Origin of the sequence: Chryseobacterium pennae (assembly GCF_003385515.1) — a bacterium.
Lineage (GTDB): Bacteria > Bacteroidota > Bacteroidia > Flavobacteriales > Weeksellaceae > Chryseobacterium > Chryseobacterium pennae.
Window position 1 is genome coordinate 67,040 of sequence record NZ_QNVT01000001.1, and the last position, 18,417, is coordinate 85,456.

The 18,417-nt window shown below is 37.4% G+C and carries 26 protein-coding genes; all 26 read right to left on the reverse strand.

Annotation, left to right across the window (positions count from 1 at the left end):
- Positions 1-129 precede the first annotated feature (129 nt).
- The 26 genes from DRF65_RS00300 to DRF65_RS00415 all read right to left on the reverse strand — a co-directional run bounded on the left by DRF65_RS00300 (position 130) and on the right by DRF65_RS00415 (position 18,417).
- Positions 130-1,149, reverse strand: a complete 1,020-nt coding sequence (locus DRF65_RS00300; protein WP_115968628.1) for a cytochrome-c peroxidase — start codon at positions 1,147-1,149, stop codon at positions 130-132.
- Between the two features lie 16 nt (positions 1,150-1,165).
- Entirely contained in the window at positions 1,166-2,032 is an 867-nt protein-coding gene (locus DRF65_RS00305) for an MbnP family protein (RefSeq protein ID WP_115967906.1), read from the reverse strand.
- 43 nt (positions 2,033-2,075) lie between these two features.
- Entirely contained in the window at positions 2,076-4,055 is a 1,980-nt protein-coding gene (locus DRF65_RS00310; RefSeq protein ID WP_115968630.1) for a TonB-dependent receptor plug domain-containing protein, read from the reverse strand.
- A 4-nt stretch (positions 4,056-4,059) separates the two neighbouring features.
- Positions 4,060-4,983, reverse strand: a complete 924-nt coding sequence (locus DRF65_RS00315) for a hypothetical protein (protein ID WP_115967908.1) — start codon at positions 4,981-4,983, stop codon at positions 4,060-4,062.
- A gap of 230 nt (positions 4,984-5,213) precedes the next feature.
- Complete coding sequence (locus DRF65_RS00320) at positions 5,214-5,585, reverse strand: hypothetical protein (RefSeq protein ID WP_115967909.1); 372 nt, start codon at positions 5,583-5,585, stop codon at positions 5,214-5,216.
- Between the two features lie 3 nt (positions 5,586-5,588).
- Positions 5,589-6,263, reverse strand: a complete 675-nt coding sequence (locus DRF65_RS00325) for a superoxide dismutase (protein ID WP_115967911.1) — start codon at positions 6,261-6,263, stop codon at positions 5,589-5,591.
- 131 nt (positions 6,264-6,394) lie between these two features.
- Entirely contained in the window at positions 6,395-7,069 is a 675-nt protein-coding gene (locus tag DRF65_RS00330; RefSeq protein WP_115968631.1) for an SCO family protein, read from the reverse strand.
- Positions 7,056-7,325 (reverse strand): YHS domain-containing protein, encoded by a 270-nt coding sequence (locus DRF65_RS00335; protein ID WP_115967912.1) that lies wholly within the window; start codon positions 7,323-7,325, stop codon positions 7,056-7,058. The genes DRF65_RS00330 and DRF65_RS00335 overlap by 14 nt, the downstream gene beginning before the upstream one ends.
- Positions 7,326-7,465: 140 nt before the next feature.
- Complete coding sequence (locus DRF65_RS00340) at positions 7,466-8,122, reverse strand: formyltransferase family protein (RefSeq protein WP_115967914.1); 657 nt, start codon at positions 8,120-8,122, stop codon at positions 7,466-7,468.
- Entirely contained in the window at positions 8,109-8,624 is a 516-nt protein-coding gene (locus tag DRF65_RS29215) for a GNAT family N-acetyltransferase (protein WP_394337810.1), read from the reverse strand. The genes DRF65_RS00340 and DRF65_RS29215 overlap by 14 nt, the downstream gene beginning before the upstream one ends.
- Positions 8,558-9,244, reverse strand: a complete 687-nt coding sequence (locus tag DRF65_RS28765; protein WP_228438420.1) for a hypothetical protein — start codon at positions 9,242-9,244, stop codon at positions 8,558-8,560. Before DRF65_RS28765 ends, DRF65_RS29215 begins: the two co-directional genes overlap by 67 nt.
- A gap of 45 nt (positions 9,245-9,289) precedes the next feature.
- A complete protein-coding gene (locus tag DRF65_RS29070; protein WP_262511432.1) occupies positions 9,290-9,418 on the reverse strand; it encodes a hypothetical protein in 129 nt (42 codons plus the stop codon).
- A gap of 11 nt (positions 9,419-9,429) precedes the next feature.
- Entirely contained in the window at positions 9,430-9,810 is a 381-nt protein-coding gene (locus tag DRF65_RS00350) for a hypothetical protein (RefSeq protein WP_115967915.1), read from the reverse strand.
- Position 9,811: 1 nt separating this feature from the next.
- The gene (locus DRF65_RS00355) at positions 9,812-10,306 is read right to left on the reverse strand and encodes a hypothetical protein (RefSeq protein WP_115967917.1); all 495 of its coding nucleotides are present in this window, start codon (positions 10,304-10,306) and stop codon (positions 9,812-9,814) included.
- Positions 10,307-10,317: 11 nt separating this feature from the next.
- Entirely contained in the window at positions 10,318-12,237 is a 1,920-nt protein-coding gene (locus tag DRF65_RS00360) for a hypothetical protein (RefSeq protein ID WP_115967919.1), read from the reverse strand.
- Positions 12,238-12,240: 3 nt separating this feature from the next.
- Positions 12,241-13,128: a hypothetical protein gene (locus tag DRF65_RS00365; RefSeq protein WP_115967920.1), complete on the reverse strand. Its 888-nt coding sequence runs from the start codon at positions 13,126-13,128 to the stop codon at positions 12,241-12,243.
- Positions 13,128-13,622: a hypothetical protein gene (locus DRF65_RS00370; protein ID WP_115967922.1), complete on the reverse strand. Its 495-nt coding sequence runs from the start codon at positions 13,620-13,622 to the stop codon at positions 13,128-13,130. Before DRF65_RS00370 ends, DRF65_RS00365 begins: the two co-directional genes overlap by 1 nt.
- Entirely contained in the window at positions 13,619-14,509 is an 891-nt protein-coding gene (locus tag DRF65_RS00375; protein ID WP_115967923.1) for a nucleotidyltransferase, read from the reverse strand. Before DRF65_RS00375 ends, DRF65_RS00370 begins: the two co-directional genes overlap by 4 nt.
- A 1-nt stretch (position 14,510) precedes the next feature.
- Positions 14,511-14,810: a hypothetical protein gene (locus DRF65_RS00380; RefSeq protein WP_115967925.1), complete on the reverse strand. Its 300-nt coding sequence runs from the start codon at positions 14,808-14,810 to the stop codon at positions 14,511-14,513.
- The gene (locus DRF65_RS00385; protein WP_115967927.1) at positions 14,810-14,998 is read right to left on the reverse strand and encodes a hypothetical protein; all 189 of its coding nucleotides are present in this window, start codon (positions 14,996-14,998) and stop codon (positions 14,810-14,812) included. Before DRF65_RS00385 ends, DRF65_RS00380 begins: the two co-directional genes overlap by 1 nt.
- Positions 14,988-15,284 carry an oxidase gene (locus tag DRF65_RS00390; RefSeq protein ID WP_115967928.1) on the reverse strand — a complete coding sequence of 99 codons (297 nt, stop codon included), beginning with the start codon at positions 15,282-15,284 and terminating at the stop codon, positions 14,988-14,990. The genes DRF65_RS00385 and DRF65_RS00390 overlap by 11 nt, the downstream gene beginning before the upstream one ends.
- Positions 15,285-15,289: 5 nt before the next feature.
- On the reverse strand, positions 15,290-15,790 hold the full coding sequence (locus tag DRF65_RS00395; RefSeq protein WP_115967930.1) for a hypothetical protein: 501 nt from the start codon (positions 15,788-15,790) through the stop codon (positions 15,290-15,292).
- Complete coding sequence (locus DRF65_RS00400; protein WP_115967931.1) at positions 15,765-16,766, reverse strand: hypothetical protein; 1,002 nt, start codon at positions 16,764-16,766, stop codon at positions 15,765-15,767. Before DRF65_RS00400 ends, DRF65_RS00395 begins: the two co-directional genes overlap by 26 nt.
- Positions 16,766-17,362 carry a DUF6046 domain-containing protein gene (locus DRF65_RS00405; RefSeq protein ID WP_115967933.1) on the reverse strand — a complete coding sequence of 199 codons (597 nt, stop codon included), beginning with the start codon at positions 17,360-17,362 and terminating at the stop codon, positions 16,766-16,768. The genes DRF65_RS00400 and DRF65_RS00405 overlap by 1 nt, the downstream gene beginning before the upstream one ends.
- A 183-nt stretch (positions 17,363-17,545) precedes the next feature.
- Positions 17,546-17,875, reverse strand: a complete 330-nt coding sequence (locus DRF65_RS00410; RefSeq protein ID WP_123947246.1) for a hypothetical protein — start codon at positions 17,873-17,875, stop codon at positions 17,546-17,548.
- 107 nt (positions 17,876-17,982) lie between these two features.
- Positions 17,983-18,417: a hypothetical protein gene (locus DRF65_RS00415; protein ID WP_115967936.1), complete on the reverse strand. Its 435-nt coding sequence runs from the start codon at positions 18,415-18,417 to the stop codon at positions 17,983-17,985.

Below are 18,417 nucleotides of genomic sequence, written 5' to 3' on the forward strand. Positions count from 1 at the left end.
AATTCTCACCAGATACGATGGCACGCAGAATAAAATGATTATCAATCAGTAAACATGAAAAATCCCGTTAGGTTTTAACGGGATTTAAGCAATCAATTTTTGTTGAGTTTTTTCTGTTTTTACCCGTGATTATTTTTTTACAAATTCACGATCACTAAGCGTTTTCATAAACAGGATAAGATTTGTCTTTTCCTGTTCCGAGAGAGGAATTCTGTTTCCATTATTTTTAAGAACAGGATCAAGGTTATCTGCAGATAAAACACCTTTGTCAAAATAATCAAGGACTGCCCTTAATGTTGGGAACTGTCCATAACTTCCATAAGGTGCTGTATATTCTACATTTCTCAAAGAAGGAACCCGAAAACTCATATAGTCTGCAGGAATACCCGTAACCCTTCCACGGCCGGCTTCATTGGTATCCGGATTTACAGGAAACCCAATATTCCTGAAACTCTGATCAGTAAACAACTCTGTATTATGACAACCCGCACATTTCTGTTGAAAAGTCTGATATCCCTGCGCTTCATTATCAGTAAAAGTTTCTCCTTCTTTTCTTTTTACCTTATCATACTTACTATTGGCAGAAATCAACGTGTACTCATACTGTGCAATACTTTTATAAATTCTTTCAGCAGTAATAACTTCGTCTCCAAATGCTTTTCGGAATAGATCTTTATACATCATATCATCCTTTATTTTCCCTATCACCTCCAGAATAGAAGACCCCATTTCTTCATGAGTGATAATAGGAACCAAGGGTTGATTTTCTAGTTGAAGGATATTGCCATCCCAATTATAAAACTTCATAAAGAGCATATTCTGAATAGCGGGAACATTTCGCAACCCTACTCTATTCTGAATTCCTATTCCCTGTGCATTATGATCTGCAAAAGCATTTCCCTGAATATGACAGCTGGAACAGGAAATAGTATTATCTGCACTTAACCTTTTCTCATTAAATAATTTTTCCCCCAACTCTACTCCATATTTTGTAGGCCTGTTAGAGTTCACCGAATTGTTTAGTTCCGGAAACCCAGACGGAATATTGAGCAAGACCTGTGGATTATCGTCAGAAATAGGTTCGTAACGATCATTATTACAAGATATGAATAGAATAATAATTACTAAAACGCTTAATACTTTTTTCATTGCAATAGAAAAAAGTTTAGTTTTCAACAGTACTTACTGAAAACATTCCGGAAATATCACTTGAACCGTTTCCTCCGAGGTTATCAACAAATTTCACCATTTGATTAGCAGTATGAATATTCGGAGTGGCATTCCCATCTGATCCTGTTCCGGTAACCAATACAATCGTATTGATTTTACCCGTCAACAGCTTATCAAAATCTGCTTTAATAATAATTTTAGGAGCTTTGTTATCCACTATGGCATTGTGGGGAAGATTCAAAGTAACCTCTCTGTATGCATCTACTCCCTGAGTGAAATTACCTTCTGATCCTTTTATTGTGCTCCCAGTGTGGATAGACATCTGTTTGTTATCTACTCCATAAAAACCTTCGATTTTTGTAAAACGATAACCGGCTCCCCATTCCCACATCATCTGGGTATCATTGGAACCTGCAATGGCGTAAAATTTTGGAAATCTCACCTGATCCAGCACATTCAGGTCTTTTTTTACGCCTAATCCGAATTTGATTCTTTTATATTCTCCGGCAGGTATATTACTTAATAAATAATGGAGGGTTTCCGGTTTTGATTGGTCAATCACGGTAGCACCCTGGTCCAGATCATTAACTTTATAAGGAACTTCATTTCCATCTGCTTTTACCAGACGAATATTACTGATCACATATTTCAATTCTGAGAAATGATGAACCTGCCCTTCTGCTGAGGTATTGGTAGTCGCTGTTCCGGAAGTGGCATTTCCAAGAACAATTGTTTCATTTTTAAACGTATTATTAAATTCAAGGGTAACATTATTGGCAACAGGATTATCATCACTGCTTTGGCAGGATATTACCCCTAATGAAAAAGCTGATAATAGTAGATATTGTTTTAAGTTTTGCATTTTAAAAATTTTAGTTGTTGTTTTAATTAAAGTTTTATAATCCTTAAAAACTGAATTTTAAAGACGTGAAGATGTTACGACCCATTCTAGGGATATTTCCCCAGTCTGCATAGGTGCTGTAATATTTGTTTAACAGGTTTTCTGCTCCTACCTGAAAAACAGTTTTAAGGTTTTTAATCCTGAAGGTATAATCTACAGAAAAGTTCCATACAGTATAGGCAGATGTCTGATCTTCTCCATATTCCGGACTGTAATTGAGCTGGATAAAATCTCCGTTTACAGAGGTCTGAATTCCAAAATTACGATGGGTATAATGTAAAGAGGTCAGATAGCTTAAAGGACGGATAAAAGGCAGGTTTTTTCCTCTATCATCCCTTCCTCTTGCATAGGTTATCGTTCCTTTCCAATGTAAATCCGGGATAATGCTATAATTTGCATTCAGAGACATATTAAAGAGGGTCGCATGATCCAGTGAAGTATAAGCCTTCACTCCTACGGATTGATAATTCATAGGGCTTCCCAGACTTAAAATTTTTCCGATAATATAATTCTGAATATAGAAGTAATTTACTTTGGCTTCAATACTCATTTTTTCATTTTTAAAACCTGCACTGGCATTGGTTTCGTAAGAAATTTCATTTTTTAAATCAGGGTTTCCAATATAGTCATAGCGGTCAAAGCTGTTATAAATATAATATCCATATCCTTCTGAAACGGAAGGTGCTCTGTGCCCGTAACCAGTTCCTACAGAAAAATTGAAATGATGATTGGTAAATTGGTAACCTGCATGTAAACTGGGAAGAATTCTTGTTTTTTGCTGTGATGCTCCCGGATGGAAGATCCAGTTAAATTCGGCATATTTAGACTCATTATAATTCAGCCCTAATGATCCTCCGAAACTCAACCGGCTTTTATCTGAGATATCCCATTTATTATTCATCGAAAGGCTGGCAAAACGGGTAGTCACCCAAGGCCAGCTATAGGCAAACATAGTTCTGTTCTTTCTATCCTGCGGATACATCCGCATTTCTGCAATAGATGTATTATTGTAGGCATTGAGCTCTATGTCTGAGGTATACCTTTCCTTAGTGAGGTTCATTGAAGAAACCAAACCATAGGTAGTACTCCAGCCCGGCATATCCATGTGTACCAGATTTTCAGGGCGGTTGGTATCATCCATATAATGTTCAATGGTATTGAAATAGATTTTTGTATCCCAGGATTTTATTAATCCTTCTTTAAACAATTGCCTGTAAGACGCTGAAGTAATCACTGCCCTGGAAAGCCATAAATCCATTGGTAGTGCGGGAAATCCGACATTTTTTGCCATATCAAAAATAGCATCCACTTTAATTGAAGATAAAGGACTTGCTTTGTAAGCTATTCCAATTCCGGTATTGAACTTATTATATTGAGAGTGATTCACTTCGGCATCGTTTCCGTCATAATAATTACCAGCTTTCCGGAATGAGATACTCCCATCTACCACAAGCTTTTTCCCGGAATAGGAAATATTTCCAAGATTGAAAAACTGTTTATTATTGAATTCAAAACCTGTCTGATAAGTTCCATTCCATTTTTTTTCAAGACCAAAAGAGGTACTTTTTCTTTTCAGATCAATACTTCCGGCTACTGTTGCTCCGTGTGAACTCCCTTCCTGACCTGATTTTATATCTATCCCTGAAAGATTATTGCTTTCCATATACGAGGTAACAGGATCCATTTTATCAGTACAGGCTCCAAAGATGCGCATTCCATCAAGGGTAATGACAGATCTTTCCGTACTCATATTATTGAGTAAAGGTTCCCATGCATATGCACCCCGTTTTATAAAGCTTATTTTATCAGAAGATGCCAGAAATTCATCCACTGAAACAGCCATTTTCATATCCGTTTCAATCTTCTTTTTATTGCTTTTTACTTTTACCTCAGCTAAATGGGCAATACTGTCTTTTTTTACTTTTTGGTGTTGTGCATTGATTGTCACTCCCAAAAAGATCAATATAATTCCGAACTGCTTCATAAAATCAGAATAAAGTATCAATAAACAGTTCACTTTTGGTTCCCGGAACACCAGGTGTAAAATCTGTTGAAACCTTAGTTCCCTTAACGATCTTGCCATTTTGATTCAGCATGATAAAATTTAAGGTCCAGTTTCCTGTCATTGTATAGTTGACAATACCATGATACAGTCCGTCATCCCCATGTATTAAATCCTGATTATTAGGAGAGGAATGATTCCCCATTGATGGTTCCGGCATTCTCGGATCCAATTGCAGTGTATATCCATTTACCACTGAATATGAAAACTGTGAAGGATCGGGAAAATTTCCGGCAGGAATAGTAGGTTTATTATATTTATAAATTCCTGCTACCAATTTGTTTTCCGCCACTTTAGGTTTTTGAGGGGCAATAAGTGCAATATAATATTGCCCGCCATCATTTCCTGTAAACGAAGTCATATTAAGATTCTTATTGCTTTGCTCATTGACCGCAATATCTTTATTGACCGTATATGTTACCTCTTTCACGTTGAAACTCATATAAAGTTTCCAGCTTAGAGTGGAATTACTTTTATCCGTAAATACAGAATATCCTGAATAATACTTTCCCTCCGGTTTATAATCCAAAGCGTATTGATAAGGGCATGATGTTTTACTTCCATCAGCATTCGTCATGATGGGTAAAAAAGTAATGTTTGAAGCATTGATATTTTCATTAGTCTGAGTATTGGTAATCTTTACTCTGATTTCATTATACCCCTGGTAAAATGTTCCGTTTAAAGTCTCAATGCTTATTTTATATTGATCTTTATTGATAGCCGTTGCTTCTTTAAACTCATAGTGTTCCGGAACGGCTGTATTGATTTCGCTTTCATAATCCGTTTTATCGAGGGTGCAGGAAATAGCCATCAACAGGATACTCACTACGAAAAGTTGATATATTTTCATTGTTGATTTTTTAGTTGGTAAATACAATAGATATACATTGAATGCAGAAACATCCAATATTTTTTACCACAAAAGATTTTTAAAGCTGATCAATAAACCGTTTAGAAGTATACCTAAGCTTTTTTGAAAATCAAATATTTTCAAGTTTTGTGAACTTTTCGCCCATAAATATTTTAGCTTACTTAAGCATTCTTAAATAAACTTTTGTGGTAGTATTTTATAGATAAAATTTAAAAAACCGGTGGTTTGAAAATGAAATTCAGAAACAGAAAAGAATAAGCTGTTTCATAGATAAAGTTGAAATTGGAAAGTATAATTTTTCCAGGGAGGGTAACCTCTGTAATCTCAGGAAGTGTATAGATATCAAGAATTTTCTGCCCTGAGTTTTTTATTTTATTGAAAGGAGTGGATTCTGTCTCATTATTGGCTTTTGCAAGCTCTTTACTCAGGTAACATTTTCCGTTACAATGGAGTTCCGGCTTAGTTTTATTGACACAAAGAGTATTAACGATATAATCATAATTTACAGCATACTCAGCCAGAGGTATCAGAGGTCTGAACACCATATAGCCTATAAAAAGTATGCTGTAAATGAATTTCATGAATTATTTCTTGCTTAGAGCCTCTTCATATCTTTTGCTGACTTCTTTCCAGTTCAGAACATTCCAGATTGCTGAAAGATAATCTGCTCTCTTGTTCTGATATTTCAGGTAGTAAGCATGCTCCCAAACATCTATTCCAAGGATAGGAGTTCCTTTTTCTTCTACGATATCCATCAAAGGATTGTCCTGATTGGGAGTAGAGGAAACGAAAAGTTTTCCGTTTTTATCCACAGAAAGCCATGCCCACCCTGATCCGAAACGGTCTGCACCAGCCTTGCTCATTTTTTCTTTGAAAGCATCCAGACTTCCGAAAGTTTCATTAATAGCCTTTGCTAATTTTGCAGAGGGTTGGGTATTTTTTTCAGGAGTAAGGATAGTCCAGAAAAGCTCATGGTTATAATGTCCACCTGCATTATTTCTTACAGCAGGACTTAATTTGGACGTCTCGGAAAGAATCTTAATCAAAGTTTCTTTTTCCTGTGGGGTTCCGGCGATGGCCTTATTCAAGTTGGCGGCATATGCAGCACCATGCTTTGAATAATGGATTTCCATTGTCTGCGCATCTATTGATCCTTCCAATGCGTTATAAGCATACGGTAAAGGTGTTTGCTTAAATTGAGCCAGTGTAAACTGAGCCGCAAATACTGCTCCTAAAGCAGCTATTTTCATAATCTTCATAATGTTTTGTTATATGGTTTAACAATATTTTTTTTTGAAGGATGGAGGCTGTAAGATGGAAGTACTTGAAATTTTAAAAACAACTATAGAAGTACTTAACGAAAAGTACTTCCGGCTTCCTTTCTTCCCTCCTAATCTAATAACTTCTTAATGTCTTCAATCAGAATTTCTCTATCCGGGTGATATTTTCCGGTTAATTTGGGCGTTTTTCCCTCCGGATCTTCATAATTCAATCCTGAATAATAAAGGATCGGCATATTATCGTTATTGTATCTGCAACGGATATTTCCTTTTTCATCTACTAACGCAATCATCCCGCTGTGGTTAAGACTTTCTGCCTCATCTTCCTTTTCTCCCACATAGATATTGAAGTGATCGGCAAGTTTGCCGATATACGTTCTGTCACCAGTAAGAAAATGCCAGTTGGAAGATTTCGCTCCAATTCTTTGTGCATGTTCTTTTAATGCTTCCGGCGTATCATTTTCCGGGTCAATGCTGATGGAAATGATTCCGAATTCAGGATTATTGATCTGATTTTGAATCGCCTTCATATTCGTATTCATCACTGGGCAAATCGTAGGACATTTACTGTAAAAAAACTCTACCAGGTACACTTTCCCCAGCATATCTTTATTGGTGATTTTTTTACCGTTCTGATCGGTAAGTTCAAAATCAGGAACTTTCATCACCGTATAAAGATTCTTTTTAAAATATCCCATCCCAATTCCTATTCCCAGGAAAAGTAATGCAATAACGGCAATCGGGATAATCACCTTGCTCTTATTGTTCTGCTTATTTTTGGGCATAGCTTTCAGGATTTTTCTTGAATTCATCTTTACAATAGGAACTACAGAAGCCATATGTCTTATTTTTATATACTGCTGTATCTTTTAGAAATCCTGCCGTCTTCATGTGACAGATGGGATCTTCTTCATTCACTACCTGTATTTTAATATTTTCCCCTGAAGAAGTCATATTACTTTTATGTTTTACCTGAGGTTCTTTTGCACATGACAACAGGATAATTGACAGCAAAGCCGTCAAAATAAATGGAGATTTCATTTTAATGATCAATTGAAATTAATACTATTGAATAAAATTATGGAACTAAATAATTACAATCAACAATTCCAAAAAGCCTGAAGGCCATTTCCAAATTGCCGAAAAAAATATAAACTCAAAGATATAAAAAAAGCAGCCACTTAGTTGTGGCTGTTTGCATATTCGATCATTAACAGATCAGGTCTGTAAATATCTTTTACATTGGTATCCGGCTCAAAGCTGCTGAATCTTTTGTCTTGAGGTGTTCTTTTGATAACTCCATTTAAAATGTCGTTAAGGGCTCTTTCAAAGAGTTTTAACCCCATTGGGAGTAATGTGTCGCGCCAAAGGCTTGCAGCCGATTTTTGAGGGCTTAAATGATATTCCGGAGGTATCCAGCACCAATCCTGATAAGCTATGTCTCCTCTGTCAATCCCTGCATTAAGCCAAAATACCGTCCCTCCAGTAATAGGTTCCTTCATTCTGATTGCCCATTCAATAGAACTGCGCCCACGATGCCTTGGCAACAATGACGGGTGATATCCTAACCAACCCAAACGCGGAATATACCTGGTTTTCTTCCCAATATAATCAAAAGAGTGTGCGGTAATCCCCAAATCACACTCTGGTATATTATCAGCGTTCAGACTTCTGGCGGGAATAATGGGGATATTCCAACGCCGGGCGGCTTTTCCAATATACTTATCATCCAAAGGGCAGCAAACCCCGACAATCTCAATGTCTAATTTCTGGCAAAGCCTGAAAACTTCTTCAGCAAAGAATTTCTGACCAGATATAAAAACTCTAAATTTCTTCATTTCCTAAATATTTGAATCCCTGTATTGCTCTAAAATGTCCACCAAATCCTCCGGTTGTTTTTTTCTTTCCACCATCAAACCCTTTTCCGGTATTGTACATTGATTTAATACTTCGGGCTTTATTATCTCCGGTAAGTTTTGCAGAAACCTGTTTCCATTTTTTAGAATTCCTTAAATACCCGCAAAGTTGAGGGTGTGAGGTATGAAAATAGGTTGGATATTTTCTTTGGCATCTTCCTTTACCCTCCAAATGATACTGCATAATTTGATTTAAAAAAGCTGTACCTACTCCCGCACCTTGCCATTCAGGCATCACAACTAAGCGGGTGGCCCTGTAACCTTTAGTTTGAAATGATGGGCAAACTGCAATGTGGCAAACCAATTCTCCATCTACAGTTCCGACAAAATATTCAGCACAAGGAGGATGCTTTAAATCTAAATAATAATGTTGTTTAAAAAACTTCCAGTAACTTCCGTCGACCTTCCAAATGTCGAGTTTGATAGGAGGCCGTTTTGAGGCTTTTTTTTTACTTCACCTGTCCGGGTGTCATATACCCAATCAGGTTGCAGCCATTCAACAATATCATAATGGCATGATAATAATACAATTTGTTTTTCCTTTATTTTCCGCCAAGCTTTGGAAAAGGCGGAAGCTCCAATTTTAGCAATTTGCCTGTCTACAACAGAAGTAAATTCATCGATGACAACTTTATCCGGAGCCTCACAAATGAGACGGGCAAGCCCCGCCCGGAACTGTTCACCATTGCTTAGAACCTTAAAAGGTCGGAGCCAGGCAGGAACATCACCCAATCCAACGGCTGATAACGCGCTTGTTACTGTATTCATATCTGAGTCCGGTGATATGTCTTCAATGATGGGGAGGTTCGGATTCCAACCTTCAGCAAGGTTTACAATTCCATTTTTCCAAATTTGGCTGCCTATTGACGTTTTGCCGCTTCCTGAAGCCCCAACAATAATTCCAATTTGCCACCCTTCATCTTCAATTGGAAGTTCAGCGGTATGCTCCCAGTTGTGACCGCTTTCAGCATTAAATAAGCTTTTTACTTTTTCTGATCTGAACGAATTAAAATTTTCGCAGGTGTGTTTTATTTTTATTTTCATTTGATTTCTATTTTCATATTTATTGACAAATGGAACCTAAAGGTTTCATACGGATACTACTTTTAAATTTTTAAATCCCATTTTTTTAAGTTTATCGAAAAGTTCTTTCTGCTCCTTTTCACTGTCTACTTTTATGATGACAGCATGCTGTTCTTTGTAATTAAAATCTGCCATGTTCTTTATTTTTATGATGTTATGGTAATGCCATTTTCTTTTAATTTCGTTTTAAGCATTGTATTCTCTGCTTTTAACAGGTTTTTTTCTGCTTTTAGTTGCTCGTTAATACGTTTCTGAAAATCAATTTGCTGCTGGAGCATCAAAACCTTTTTATCTGATAAGTCCGAAAACTCCTTAAACTTTGCTTCATATCGACTGCCCAAATCATCTAAAGCCTCTTTGTAGAGCTTAACCAATTTGTCAGCGTTTTCAATTTCTTTACCCTCATTATCGGCATTCATTCCCTCAACTTCTGCCCGTAGTTTTCTCTTTCCGAATATAAATCCTGCAAGACCAGTTAATAAGGCTCCGATAAAAGCAATTATTGGTTCTGTTAATAATTCTTTCATTTTATATTTCGTTTATATCTTTATCAAACAAAGCAATATAAAGCCCCATGAATCTTTCCAAGACGTCGACTATATGAGCAGCTTTTGTTTTAATTAGAAAGCGGACATATTGCACCGATTGAACTTTCAATATTTCCTCCTTTTCTTCTATAATTTGCCCGTTTTCGTCCGTAGTCCTATAAATACCCTTTAGAAAACCGTTTTCACCCAATATTTCCTCCATATTTCCTTCGTGAATCATCCAATCGGGCATTTTTAATCGCTTATGTACAATGTTAGAATCCCTTATTATTAAATATTGACGGACATTGACATAAATACGGTCTTCATCACCTTCCATATCCGGGGTATTAAAACCTGTCACCACTAATTTGCGGGCAAATTGAGGGTATATGGGATGATCCGGAAGAACAACCTCGTGCCATGATTTACCAGTATTTTTTATGGCGTCCAATACTGCCTGAACCTCAGGCGTTACTATAAGTTCTGTTTTCATAATAATATTCTTTATAATAGTAATAATTGCGTTGGTTTTGCGGAGAATGAGCCAATCCCGCCACCGGCTCTACTGGCGTAGAAATATCTTGGTGTTGTAGGAATGGAAGTCACCGCAAATATTTTAGTTTTACCATTAACTTCAGCACTAAGGGTTAGGATTCCATTGTAATAACTGATATAGATGACGTCGACATTTGTTGTAAAACCACCTACCGTATTAGGATAAAAATCTAAAGAACCTGTTAATGAAACCCCATATTCGAGTCCATCATCTCCTTTCAGAGTAAATCTCGTAGGTCCGGGGAAATTTGCACCGTTGTTTGTGACAGTAGTTGATACAGAACATTTAGCAACAAACCCGTTAACCATCTGTGTGGTATCTATCAATACATTTGTCCTTGCACTTCCTACACTTCCCAAAACAATATTATTATTGCTATCAACAGTTGCTCCTCCTGCTAAGTCTTGCCAAACCGGGTTCAATGTTGTAAATGAAATCCCCTTCTTTACCAAAAGTTCCGGACTGGCTGGATTAGTAAGATGATTATGGGTGCAAAAGAATTGATAATATCCCTCAGGGTAAGTATTCCATTTTACACCAAAATTCAGCGTATTAGGACTACTCTGTAGGACGTTGAAGTTTGTTATATTGTAGACTTCCGGTGTAGATAGTACGCTACCATTTATATCCTTTACACGCTTCATTATAAGATTGGCAGTTGGAGTTTGATTATCAACAAACAGGTTCAAACCTATCAATGTGACATATTGCGTAAATGTATAAGAGTTATCAATAAACGGTAAAATGACACTGTCAATCCTTGGCTGTCCAGTGGAATAAATTTCTCCTGTTAAGCGTAAATCATTCCTGATTTGTTCTTTCTGGGGATCAGTAAGCCCCAATAGCAAATTATGCAGATCCGCATAAGTTTGGTACATAAATAAATATTGTGCACCTGTCAGATCAGAGCCGTAATAGCGTCTGTTTTTATGGGTAATTTGATATGGCAATGCCTCAGTATTTTCATCAAAAACAACCGCTTTGGTCCGAAGTCTTCCATTATTGAGATGAAATGCTTCAGCGGGTACAGTTGTTCCGATTCCGAATTTTGTACCATCCGTATAAATTCCAGATCCAATAAAATCATTTCCGTTCCAAAAAAGCAGGTAACTTGAAGCCGGGTTGATGGCAATCCATGAAGCTTGTCCTAAAAAGTGCCTTGCATAATAATTACCGCTTGCCGTTGGCTTATTCATATTGCTATCTAAAGCGGCCTGTAATCCTTGAACCATTGCAATGGTAACATTGGATAAACCGGTTGCCAGATAACTGTCTTCGGAGGTCTTATTTCCACCATTATAAAAATAAAGTCTATAACCCTGCTGAGGATCAGAGGAAGGGATAGCAATAATGTCATTGATCTGAAAATCGTAAGTTGAATGATTCGCGATAAAATCCTGCAAGGTAAATTCACTTACCGGAATCAGCTGTGTTAAACCTAAAGCCTCAATCATTCCCGACATAATTTTGCCATTACTATTTACATAGTTTTCCAACAGCATACATATTGAAGTGATCTGATCTTTGTTGAAAACAGACTGATTTTCACCCATATCCACTAAAGCAACGTTAGCAGGAATTTCTCCAACGCCTAGTTTTTCTTTCCATGAGTTTACATTAACCGTGGTCAGATTAGAGGCATCAAGTTTAGCCAAATAACCGGTATGTGCGTTTGAATCATTAATATGATTTTGCAAGGCTTCAGAGCTTGCCATCTGCTCAATGACCTGGGTAAGCCCGGATATTTGAGAAATTGGGACCAAGTCATCCTTATGCCAGAATGAAGACCACGAAGCCTGAAATTGTGCCTGTGTTGGAAAGTCGCCGGTTTCAAACCAGCTGAATATCGTATGTAATGGTGTTGACATAATTTAAGGAAAGTTAGGTTCTATAAATAATACTACTTTTGATGGCTGGACATTATTATGGGGTTTGTCTCCGCCTTCATGTCTTACACTGAATGACCATCCGTTATCTCCGCCACCAACTATACCATACCCCAAATTTCCTCCTGTGGAATGGACCACCGATGGATAAGGGCCTCCCCAGTCATTGTTGACAAAGGCTGAATGACCATGTCCGGCAAGTTCCGCAACAATCAATTTATGAGAAAGGTCTCCGATGTTAGCACCCATTTGGTTAAGCCGATAATCCAAGGCATGAACAGTACTACTATAAACATAATTCGGATCATAGCCAATGGGTGTTTTTCCTCTCAAATCTGTACATTCCTTCCAGAACAGCGGGATTGGTATATTTCTAGGCCAAATCATCACAACACCTTCATTCCTGATTGGAGCAGTTTTCATTTCTACGATCTCAAGCCTTTTTTTAATATCCGTTAAATCCAGTTGTGTTGCTGTTTCTTCAAGCTTTTCCATAATCACTTTGATGGTGTCCAGCCTTTTGAAATCCGCCCAGTTCCACATATTATCCGGTGTGGATAATCCAAATTTTACGGTTTTCTTTTCAACCAGAACTTTATCTGTTTGGTCCTGAAAAGTTTTTGTAATCTGTACCGTCTGGATATACACGGAAGAACTCATGATCCCTCCTTCAAAATAGAGAATATCCCCATTGATCACTACAATTCCCGGACTTACATTTTGCCCGGTTATTGTACATCCCGATAAAATGGTTAAATGTCCTGCAACTTCTCCCAAAACATTAAAGATTGAGTAAGCGTCCTGAAGCACATCCATTAAATCATTGGTGAGGGGAACTCCGCCAGTTTGGAGAAACTTTATATTGATTCTCATTATTGTATTATTTCTATATTGTAACGTTTGCTTATTAATTTGTAAAAGTCAATCTCGGCTCTGAGTTGATGCATATTGATTGATGTAGCCGGAATTCTGACGATAAAATCATACTCGCTGTGCAATTCTGCCTCGGTTCTTAAATACAGTGGCTTCTCATCTCCGTAAAGCCATTGTGTTTTTGAAAAAAAATCATCGTTTTCAGCTTCCGTATATAAATAAACTCCTTCATACTGGACGGCGTTCACAATTTCTATTCGTCTGTCAATAGGATCAAAAGCATCATTCAGCCTTCTTTCCATTGAAAACTTCTGGTAGTTAAAATTCATCTTAATCAGGTTTTGTTTTCTCCGTTTCATAAATTCAATATATAATGTTTCAAGAGGAAAGATCAGGCACCACACATAATGAAGGGTTACCGATTTTCTCCGGAAAGTGGGTAGCCACCAAAGGGCTAACCGTTTGTAATTAATGTTGAATAATTCATCTTTCATGAGTCGGTAGGTTGATAATTAATGTATTCTATTGCGCCCCAGTCTTCAATTTTAAATCTCCCGGACTTTGGAATCCTGCTGATTTCAATAGGCTGAAATAATCCATATCCGGTTCCTGGTTCAATCCATTTGCTTGAGACCTCTAACTTTTGCAGATCAGTAACTCCGTTAACTTTCTGAATAACATCTTCCAATGCTTCGACAGAAAGTTCACCGTTGAATGGCAGATTTTTTAGAAAATTCTGAATAGCGATTTTGACAGGGTATTCTCCCGTCAAAATGCTCATGCCATCAGGGCGCAGGATTAAAGGATCAAAACATATCTTATATTTTAATAAAAGGATATCAGGCAGGAAATTAACCACTACGATATTGTCTCCTGTTGCCTGTACTCTTTCAATATAGGACATAAAGGCTAACGCTTTTTCGTCAGAAATCACCTCGTCCATATTTTCACCGGCTATTTTCATTGAAATTTTCTTCACCCCGTTTCCACTGATATTAGCTGTAACTGACGCATATTTTATAATTTTTGAATCTTCAATCTGCTGCTCTGTCGCTTTTATAACATTCTCGTTTGCATCTTTATATGTTGGCAGAAACGCTCCGATGTATGAAGTAGGATCTAATTTAAACCCATCCTGAAACGAAAGCGCCCGTTCGCGATACCATTTTTCATTGGGTACTTTTTGACTGGCTATTTTTTCGTCAATCTCCTTCATGTGTAACAGAAGGGCCTGCTGAAAATTAAGGATCATAAAAGCCACAGTTTCCAGAATGTTACGCCAAACCGCTGACTTTGATGTAGAAGTAAGCACCTTTAAAAAAGGGTTAGCTTCTTTTATTGATAGGATTAGTCCGATTAATTCCTGAAGTGTATTATTCATCTTAACTTACTTTAAATCCGTTTTCAATCTGCATATATCCGATACCTTTTAATGTTGGTATTTCACTATTTTCTCCTGTTGTAAAGCCCGTCGCGGGCTGTATTTTCTTAGCATAGTACTCATTCAGGACATCGGTATTCTTTAAAATATCCTCAGGAATCTCAGCAAGTGATCCGGCGGACAATATATCGGAAACCGAAAAACCATTGGATACGGCGATGGCAAAACAATTCTCAACGGTTCCGGTATGCTGTATGGCAATATCCAGAATAGACTGATGAGTTAAAATAATTTCTTCCATTACGTTACCTTTCCTTGTGTTAAAGGCCCTCCCGCACCACTACAAACTCCTGTAACCGTACCACTTCTGACAAATTCCTCAAAAGCATCTGCCAGTTCCTGAGCTGCTGTGTCAACGTTGCCTGTCGTTTTAGGTTTACTTAAAATAGCTTTAAGCCTGTTTATTAATTGTGGTTTATTAAGGGGCATCTCTTTGGGCGTTTATGGTGAAATTTTCAGCATCTTCAATTTTGAAATCAATACGGCTAAAACCATCATATTTTAATTGCTCGTTAATCTCACGGGTAATCCCTTGCCTGGTATTTCTAGCCTTTAACATTCTGGGAACTTCGGCACCCAAAAGCGGAGTATTTTTAAATTCTCCTTTAAAGGCAATAAGTATACTTTCAATTTCCTGCTGCTCTGATTCTCCAATCTGAAAATCACCGTTTACAATGGAAATATCGTTGTCATTATTCAGAAGTATATCAATCATGTTTTTTAAGTTAAAATTTTATTTAATGCCTGTTTATTGATGTTTACAATCTCATTTTTGATCTGCATGATTGCCGGAACGTCAGGGGTTACTCCAATAGAAACTACCACTTTTGCCAACTCATCACATAATTTTCCGAATCCATCCTGAAACCCGTTAAGGACTTCTTTCAGGTTTTCTCCATCCCGATTAAACTGAAAGCCGGAGCCATCAAACGTGAACTCTGATTTTTCGTTTCTGAAGTAAATTTTTTCAACCTCACTTGCGGATAGGATAACGGCCTTATTATTGGTAGAATAAATACCGATTATAACAACACTGCTTATTTTGGGATAAACCAATAATTTATTATGCTTGTTTTCAATGATTGAATTGATTGAGCATTTTCTAAAATCATTCCCCGTAGTAAGACTTACAACATGGCATTTATCATTAGTTATAGCAACAACTTTTGCCGTATCTAATACCACTGGAAATCGGTTAAGTAATTGTTTTAAACTCTCCATCCCTGTATGTTTTTCCTATGTCAATTGTTCTCCTGTAACCCCCATTTGCAGTAATATTAATTTCGATTTCATCAACGAAATTTTTGGTGTTCCTTTCTTCGTATTTTTTATCTAATACTTTTACTACTTGTCCATGTTCTACACGCGGCCAACCGAAAGAGGTTATTGTACCTTTATATCCGCCGAATCTTTTAATATTTTTAAGACGATTTTCACCCATTGCTTTTAATTCCTTTTCCTTCATATCCATTGCAGGTACTTCCCAGTGTTCAATATCTCCACCGTCTTCTCCAACATCAACCTGTGTATAGCTACCGTCTTTATTTTTAGACTTTACATACAGTTTCACCTTTGCCTCATCTGGAAAAATATATTGAAGGTTGTGATCAATAATATTCTCGCAGTACTCGAAAACCGGTTGAGTTTTTGAAACTTTCTCATCAGAATAGACTTTACCACACACTAAGCGCCCATCCCTGAAAAATGTATAAATGCCTGCTTTCTCCTGAAGTTCATTAAATACCTTAACGGCAGTGGTTTGTTTCATTGAAAAATCACCGTAGATTTCATCGATACAGTCCAATTCATACCCCGGAGCTACAGCCTGAATAATCTGTTGTACCGTTGCATTTTCAATCGACACACTAGTTTCTTTTCTTTTAAGCTGCCACATTTCATCCTCACAGTAGAGTTCATAAGGAATATTAACCCGTGGTGATCTTGCCACATAGCCGGTAAATTCAGTAAATAACTGGCGGTTATATCCCAGTTTGATTTCTACTTTAGCACCAACTTTTATAAATTTTCCGAGATGTTCCACCGGTTTTAAAATTCCGTTAACGTCATAATAATAGATGGATTTCGGAAGTTTAATTGTTGCCGTATCAGTAAAAGTTCTCCAGCTTTTTTTAATATTAACTTCCGTTACTGCCGTGAACTTTAATTTTCCGATCAGTATTTCAATACAGGGTACCATTATGGAGAGATTATAAAGGGAATTTTACTTTTTGCCTCAATTTCAAAAGCCTGAATATGTGAGTAACCAATAGAAGGCGTTAATACGAGTTTGTGAATGCTCATATAATTAATACCAAGCATCGTTAATAAGGTTCCTTCACACTCCAGTAATGAAGTTTTAAGTTCACAAACCCTTTGTAATTCCTTAACCTGCTGCTCCGGGTAATCGGTGCTGTCATAATTGATAATAAGCCCTCTAATGGTAAGCTGCCAGTCATCCAATGCAATGAGTTCCTCTATGTTTCCATCGCGTCCGAAAATATCAGTCTCCACAATCTTTTTAGGTCTTATAGGTTCAATGGTAGTTTCAAGAGGAAAAGAGTATCCTGTGAACTGTTCACGAGTTCCTTCAACATAAGAAGGTTTTAAGTCTATAAAATCCCAGACTGGTGTTCCCATCACTGAAATTTTAGCAGATTCATTATGGGTGGGCAGTACCTGTATATCATCAAACCTGTTAAACAGAGTCTCTGCAACGGTCTGTGTTGCAAAACCCAGTTTAAAAGGAAAGTGTCTTCCCATAAGTTCTTTAACGTTAATATTATAACTCGACATTTTCTCCTTCTTTTGCGTTAGCTCTTTTGTTTTCAAAAAACAGTACCCATTTCAGCTGCTCCCATTTATTCCAGAAAGTATGGTCGTCCAGTTCTTCCGGGGAAGGTATTTTAAAATGATAGCTTAATAGGGCACCTACTTTACGAATGAAATCAAATCCGGCCTCCTTATTAATCGGAAGCCCTAAACTTCCCCCAGTTCAGCTTCTAAAAATTTGATAATTCCCGAAGCCTGAATCGCCGCTGTATCAGCAATGTCACCACTCATTTTTAATCTTTCATCACCACCAAGCCAGCAGTTATCCCGGATAAACTCCCCACATTCTAAAATTTTATTTTGTGAATACATGGAAAGCGCGGTGGCTTTGATCTCCCTTCCCGGAGGTTTCAGATAACCAACAATAGGGTTTCCATCTTTATCTTTTACCGTCAGCTTGTGAAGCTTATCCGTTTTAAACTTTTTCTTCCACTCCGTGATCTGCTCTATGGTGATATTACCTTCTTTTGTTTCCATTGACATTTTTTTTAATTGTATTTTATGACTGAGTTCGTTGTTGGTGTTCTTTACTGTGAAGGGGATGCCCATTTCTTTGCATTGGTCCCTTAGTTCCTGCCGGCTCATTAGGCTGCAAAGTCTATATCATGAATATATAACGGGCTTTCTACAACGATAGCATTGTTGCTTCCCGCCTCAGCAGATCTTCCGTTTTCCTTGAACTTACAGCCGTAAAGGACATGACAGACTTGTAAGCCCATATCATCCACATAAGAAACCGTTATCGGAAAGGGCGGGATATCCTGCAAGGTTTTTCCTTTAGGTAGCTTCGCCTGAATGGCGTCCACCGTTTCACTCAAAAGACCGATACTTCCTTCACAGACTTCATCCCCTTGGGTATATCCAACTGATTTGGTCGTTCCCACAACCTTTACTGGATCAATAGCATCGGTTCTTTTGTATTCTATTTTGGTAACGCCCATGAAGGTCGCCCCCAAGGCGGTAATACGGACATTCCCATAGTTCCTGTATTTTCCATTAATTCTTGTCTGAGTAACCAT